Origin of the sequence: Aeromonas veronii bv. veronii (genome assembly GCF_000820225.1) — a bacterium.
Taxonomy (GTDB): Bacteria; Pseudomonadota; Gammaproteobacteria; order Enterobacterales; family Aeromonadaceae; genus Aeromonas; species Aeromonas veronii.
In genome coordinates this window covers 1-5,379 of sequence record NZ_CDDK01000003.1, presented here as the reverse complement: position 1 = coordinate 5,379, position 5,379 = coordinate 1, and the positions used below count along the sequence as shown (strand labels likewise).

Genomic DNA, 5,379 nt, shown 5'->3' with positions numbered 1-5,379 from the left:
GGGTTGGGGAATAGGGGGCCAGAGTCCATTTTTCCAAAAACAGCTGGCGCTGCTTGGTCAGCACAATGGCGGTAGCGTCGGCCAATACGGCGCGATCTTTTCCGCTATTCGGGAGAGCCTCTTTGCTGGTGGGGGCCGGATAGGGGGCAAGCAGCAGCCCCGCCAGGTATTTGGCATCCGGTGAGTGGCCCACCAATGTGATAGTGAGCGGGCCGCCGGGGTGGTTCAGGGTGGCATGAACGGGGCCGCCCTGTCGTGCCCCGAACAGCTGCCAGGGATCCGGATTTGGCAGTGCCTCGCGAGATTGTCCCGCCAGATAGCGCTGCGTTAGCCACTCCTGCGGTTGCCACTGTTCGGCCCAGATGGGCTCGCCATTGACCAGCACGCTGCGCTCGAAGGGGTGGGGAAGATACTCCCACTCGCCGGGATCATCGAGCCAGAGGGTGAGCTGGTAGCGTCCTTTGGCCAGGTCCAGTCGCACTCCGTCGAGATTGCGCAGCCCATCGCGCACCAGGGCATCGCCGGAGGGACGCAAGATGGGGGTGGGATGGCCAATCAGCCGGGGATCCCCCGGGCTCAGGGCTTCAAAGCCGGTAAAGCGGGGGGCTGTGGAGGCCCCCAGATCCAGCGCAATGGTGCCCTCAGGCAGAGTCAGACCGGGCTCCCAGTACCAGCGGTGAATGGTCATTGAGGGGGCGTTATCGGCCATAAAGAGATAGAGCTTGGTGAGTTTGTCCAACGCCAGCGCTCTGGGTTGGCTGGTGCGCCATTCGCTCAAGGCAAAGCGCTGGGTGAAGGGGCCGGGTGCGACAATCCGCTCCAGATTGACCCGGCTGCGGTAGTTGACCGAGGCGTTATCGTCGATACGCAGGATCAGGGTTTGCGCGCGGGCGCTGGGGTTATGGCCCTCGATCACCAGTTCATCATCGCTGCCTATTGGCCAGTTGTGGGTGCTCAGATCGAGCCGCTGGGGTGTCTGGTTACCTGTCATGGGCAGCGGGGTCTGCCCCTCCAGCCGGGTAGTGGCCATCGCTGCATTGGCGCAGAGCAGGATAACCAGCCAGAGCCCTCTGCTCATCCGGGCAGCCTCTTCAACCAGTTGTTCAGCTCGGCAGCCTTGTGATCCCAGCTTTGCAGGGCCACCTGCTGCTGGCGCGTGTGGCGCCCTTCGCTGCGGGTGAGCCCCTCCCAGCCACTCTCCTGAAACCAGCCCGGATTGGGTTGATCAAAGGCGGCCCGGTTGATGGCCTGGGCCAGGCTCTCCCCATCGTGGGGGAGCTGGATCTGATCCCGATAGCCATCTAGGGCCGGAAAATCGGTGCTGACGATGGGTCGCCCTGCGGCCAGATACTCGCGCAATTTCAACGGATTGCAGGCACGGATCTGGGCGTTGTCGACAAAGGGCAGCAAACTCACCTGCCAGTGTTGGGCATAGGCCGCCAGCGTGTGGTGGGGACGAGGCCCCAGCAGATGGATATTGGGGAGCCCCTTGAGGGGGGAGATATCGGTCTGGACCGGGCCAATCAGCACCAGATCCCAGTGGGGCAGGGCGGCCGCCGTCTCTGCCAGCAGGGGGATATCAATCCAGTCGCTCAGGCTGCCGTAAAATCCGGCAATGGGACGGCCGGAGGGGAGATCTGCCGGGCGCTCTCTGGGGGGCATAAACAGTTCGAGATCCACGCCGTGGCTGAGGAGCCGGGTTTTATGGGGGGGGAAGCGGCTGGCCAGCGCGGGGCTGGCGGCCAGAATGAGATCGGCTTTTTCCACCAGTCGGGCTTCGCAGTGGGCGATGGCTTGATGATCCACCCCCGCCAGCGCCGAGAAGTCATCGCCGCAGTAGTAGATCACCGCCCGCTCTTCGAGCTTGCCAATCAGATCGACGGCGCTGGGCAGGGAGATCCAGAGCAAGGGGCGATCCAGCTCGGGCAGCTGACGCCGGATCTGCGCCGCCAGCCAGTGGCCATTGATCTTGCCCGCCAGCCGACTGCCCGGCAGTGGCAAGGCGAGCGGCGGCAGTACCCGAGGGCTGCTGACCTCTGATGGCGCAACCGACTGACCGCCAGCATGGCGCGCGCCGCGCAGCACGGCCCCCAGTTTGCGGACGATGCGGGTGAGATCATGAAGGGTAAAGCGGGGGCAACGCATGCCGATGGAGTTGACCCAGAGCACTTGATAATCGGGCAACAGACGCTTGATCAGGTGTTGGGTGCTGGAGGGGTGCTGGCCCCAATCCTCGCCCAGCACCACCAGTTGCGGCAGTGAGTGTGGTTTCATGCAAAGGTCTCCGAAGCGTGTGCGGGGTCGCTGTGATCCTGTGGTTGCAACGGGCGCAGTACTGTGGCCGGTACACCCGCTGCCAGCACACCTGCGGGCAGATCCCGGGTGACGACGCTGCCTGCGGCGACAATGGTGCCGGCGCCTATGGTGACACCGGCCATCACCATCACCCCGGTGCCAAGCCAGACATCCTGCTCCAGCACAATGGCCCCCACCTGTTCATCGCGATCCGGTTTGCCAAGGGCGCGATCGCGGGCGTTGATTGGATGCCCCGGGTAGCCCGCCAGAAAGGCACGCCCTGCAATCCGGACGTTATCCCCCAGCACTATCTTGCTGCCCACCGCCAGGGTGGTCTGCCAGCCAATGCCGACATTGCGGCCAATGACCAGCCTTGGCGTCTGGCTCGATGCCCGGCCGCTGATGGTCATGGCGGCGCTGAGGCGGCAGTCGGCACCGATTTCGATGGTGACCGGACCGCTGATATAGGGGATGCCGCCATAGAGATAGAGGCGCGGGGCGGGGGCCGTGAGGCGAGATTGAAACAAGGGGGTCCACCAAAGGGTGCGGGTCAGGGTCGCCAGCGCGTTGTTGCCCAGCAGATAGAGCCGATAAAGCAGCCGATGCAGGGGAGGGATCACTGGGCATGACCAGTGGCGGGCGCTTTTGGCCAGGCGCCATATCTGGCGAGCCAGTGGCGTTTCCCCCTGTTTGGCCCAGCTTTTCATCCGGTGCAGGTTGATGGTGTTCATGGCGACCTCTCCCTCTGGTGCAGTCCGTTGCTCGCTAAGCAGAAAGCAGGGATCGGGCCAACAGGACGACCCCAGCGGGATGGGGCCAAATGGGGTTAAGAGGTGGGGCAGATTGCGCCGGTCGGTGCAATTTGCAGCCAGCGTTGTGCAAAACGCAAATGCCAGTCTCATTCTGGGCCTGTTTTGGACGGTTAAGCCGCACAGAGGGGCTATCGCTTCAGGGCGGGAGTGAGTGGCGTGGGCTTTGCATTAGCGGTAGCTGACCCGAAGCGAGATGCTTCGGGTGGCTGGGAGGCCCTATGAAACTTGGTGTGAACCAGATTGCCATGCTCTACTACGCCGGCGGCTTGCTCCTGATGAAGGGGATCTCCCTGCTGATGCTGCCGGTGCTGACCCATCAGCTGCTGCCTCGTGAATACGGCCAGCTGGAGGTGCTGTTGACCCTCATCAATCTGGGTTCCCTTATTTTGGGCTTCGGGCTGGTAGATGCCCTCTACCGCTTTGCCGGACTGGCGAAAGATGAGCAGGAGCGCCAGCAGGTGGTGGCCCGCATGTTTGGGCTGGTCTGGCTGATCGCCCTGGCCAGTCTGGTGCTGCTCTGGCTGCTGGCACCTGTGGTGCAAGCCTGGCTGCCGGTGGAAACCCGTCTTGCGGATGTGCGCTGGGTGCTCTGCGCCCTGCCGTTTGAAGGGGTGATCGGCGTGCCGCTGGCATGGCTGCGGATGCGCAATCAGGCCCGGCTCTTTTTCGTGGCGACCGCAGGCAAGGCGGTGATCCAGTCCCTGCTGACCGGCTGGTGGCTCTGGCTCGGCTGGGGCGTGAGCGGGGTGCTGGCCTCCGGCACCCTGACCTGCGTTGCACTGGCGTTGCTGCTGAGCCTCTGGCAGTGGCGAGATAGCGGGATCCGCTTTGACTGGCAGCACTATCGGCCGCTGCTGCGCTATGGATTGCCCCTGGTGGTGAGCGGGCTGGCAGGCTTTGCCCTGAGCGGACTGGATCGCTGGCTGCTGGCCGATGTGGTGGGGGAGGCGCTGCTTGCCTACTACGCGGTGGCGGGCAAGCTGGCGCTGGCGGTGGGGCTGTTGCTGCAACCCTTTGCCCTCTGGTGGTATCCCCGCCGTTTCATGCTGCTGCGCGAGCCGGATGGACTGCGACTCAATGCTCACTACAGCGTGATGGGGTCGGTGTTGGGGTTTGTTACCGCGGGGATTGTCGGGCTCACTGCCCCCTTGCTTATTCGCTGGCTGACCCCGGAGAGCTATCACGGGGCGATCGCCTATATTCCGCTGCTGGTGCTGGGTATGGCGGTGCGCAATGTTTCGGACTTGCTCAATGTCGGCTGCTTTAGCGGCGAGAAGAGCAATGCCCAGATGGTGATCAATCTGGGCTGCAGCGCCCTTGGGGTGGCAGGCTTTCTGCTCGCCATCCCCCCCTTCGGGGTCGCCGGGGTGATCTGGACTCTGCTGCTGGTCTATCTGGTACGGGCGCTGGCCTTTTATCTGGTGAGCCAGCGGTTGCTGCCGCTGCCGTATCGCCTCTCGACCCTCTGGGCCAGTTCGCTTGGGGCGCTGGCGATGGTCTGGCTCGGCCAATGGTGGGCAGGATCATGGCTCGTCTAACGCCAGCCATCTGGGCAAGCACCATCTGTCTGGTGCTGGCTCTGCTCTGGTGGCGGCTGCCCCATCCTTTGCTGCTGCCGGTGCTCGGCCTTGCCATTCCCGCCATCTGGTTTGCCCTGCGCTGGCCCTTCTTGATGGTGCTGGGGTTTGTCACTTTCTCCTTTTTTCGGCTGCATGAGGTGTTCCCCCAGCTCTATCCCCTCAAGATCCCGCTGCTCTTCTCGCTGGCTGCCATCGGTGCGCTGGTCTGGCACATTTTGTTGACCGGCCGGATCAAGCCCTACTGGAGTCCAGCGCTGAGCTGGCTGACGGCTTTCTTTGTGATGGTCTCCATCGGTGTGCTGTTTGCCAGCAACCGGGGCGAGGCGATCGCCACCTGGACCGGCAGCTACAGCAAGATCTATCTGATGACCCTGGCCACCGCCTGGCTGGTGCGCACCCCGGGGGATTTTGCGCTGGCGGTGCGCACCTTTGTGGTGGCGGGCTGTCTGGTGGCAATGGTGGCCCTCTACAACAAGGCGAGCGGGATCGGGCTGGTGGAGGGCACCCGGGTGACCATAGGGCGCGAGCTGGGCTCTGTGCTGGGGGATCCCAACGATCTGGCGCTGGTGCTGCTCTTTCCTGCCGGCTTTTCGCTGAGCTTGTTGCTCAATCAGGGCAATGGGGTCTGGGGGCGTTTGCTGGGGGGGCTCGGCTTTGCGCTGACTGCCGCCGCCATTATCGCCACTCAGAGC

General features: G+C 63.8%; 3 protein-coding genes and 2 pseudogenes. 2 read left to right on the top strand and 3 right to left on the bottom strand.

Annotated elements, in window-relative coordinates:
- The 3 genes and pseudogenes from BN1139_RS01230 to BN1139_RS01220 form a co-directional block, all read right to left on the bottom strand.
- Positions 1-1,078: pseudogene (locus BN1139_RS01230) on the bottom strand (hypothetical protein); the annotation flags it as partial.
- On the bottom strand, positions 1,075-2,274 hold the full coding sequence (locus BN1139_RS01225) for a glycosyltransferase (RefSeq protein ID WP_005351439.1): 1,200 nt from the start codon (positions 2,272-2,274) through the stop codon (positions 1,075-1,077). The pseudogene BN1139_RS01230 and the gene BN1139_RS01225, both read right to left, overlap by 4 nt.
- Positions 2,271-3,026 (bottom strand): acyltransferase, encoded by a 756-nt coding sequence (locus BN1139_RS01220; RefSeq protein ID WP_005351440.1) that lies wholly within the window; start codon positions 3,024-3,026, stop codon positions 2,271-2,273. Before BN1139_RS01220 ends, BN1139_RS01225 begins: the two co-directional genes overlap by 4 nt.
- Before the next feature lie 299 nt (positions 3,027-3,325).
- Between BN1139_RS01220 and BN1139_RS01215 the strand changes: the two genes are divergently transcribed.
- Positions 3,326-4,645: a lipopolysaccharide biosynthesis protein gene (locus BN1139_RS01215; RefSeq protein ID WP_005351441.1), complete on the top strand. Its 1,320-nt coding sequence runs from the start codon at positions 3,326-3,328 to the stop codon at positions 4,643-4,645.
- Positions 4,633-5,379 (top strand): annotated as a pseudogene (locus BN1139_RS01210) (oligosaccharide repeat unit polymerase); the annotation flags it as partial. The gene BN1139_RS01215 and the pseudogene BN1139_RS01210, both read left to right, overlap by 13 nt.

Bases quoted from the DNA above. Each gene is read 5' to 3' on its own strand.
- BN1139_RS01225 (WP_005351439.1), bottom strand. From the start codon at position 2,274: ATGAAACCACACTCACTGCCGCAACTGGTGGTGCTGGGCGAGGATTGG.
- BN1139_RS01220 (WP_005351440.1), bottom strand. From the start codon at position 3,026: ATGAACACCATCAACCTGCACCGGATGAAAAGCTGGGCCAAACAGGGG.
- BN1139_RS01215 (WP_005351441.1), top strand. From the start codon at position 3,326: ATGAAACTTGGTGTGAACCAGATTGCCATGCTCTACTACGCCGGCGGC.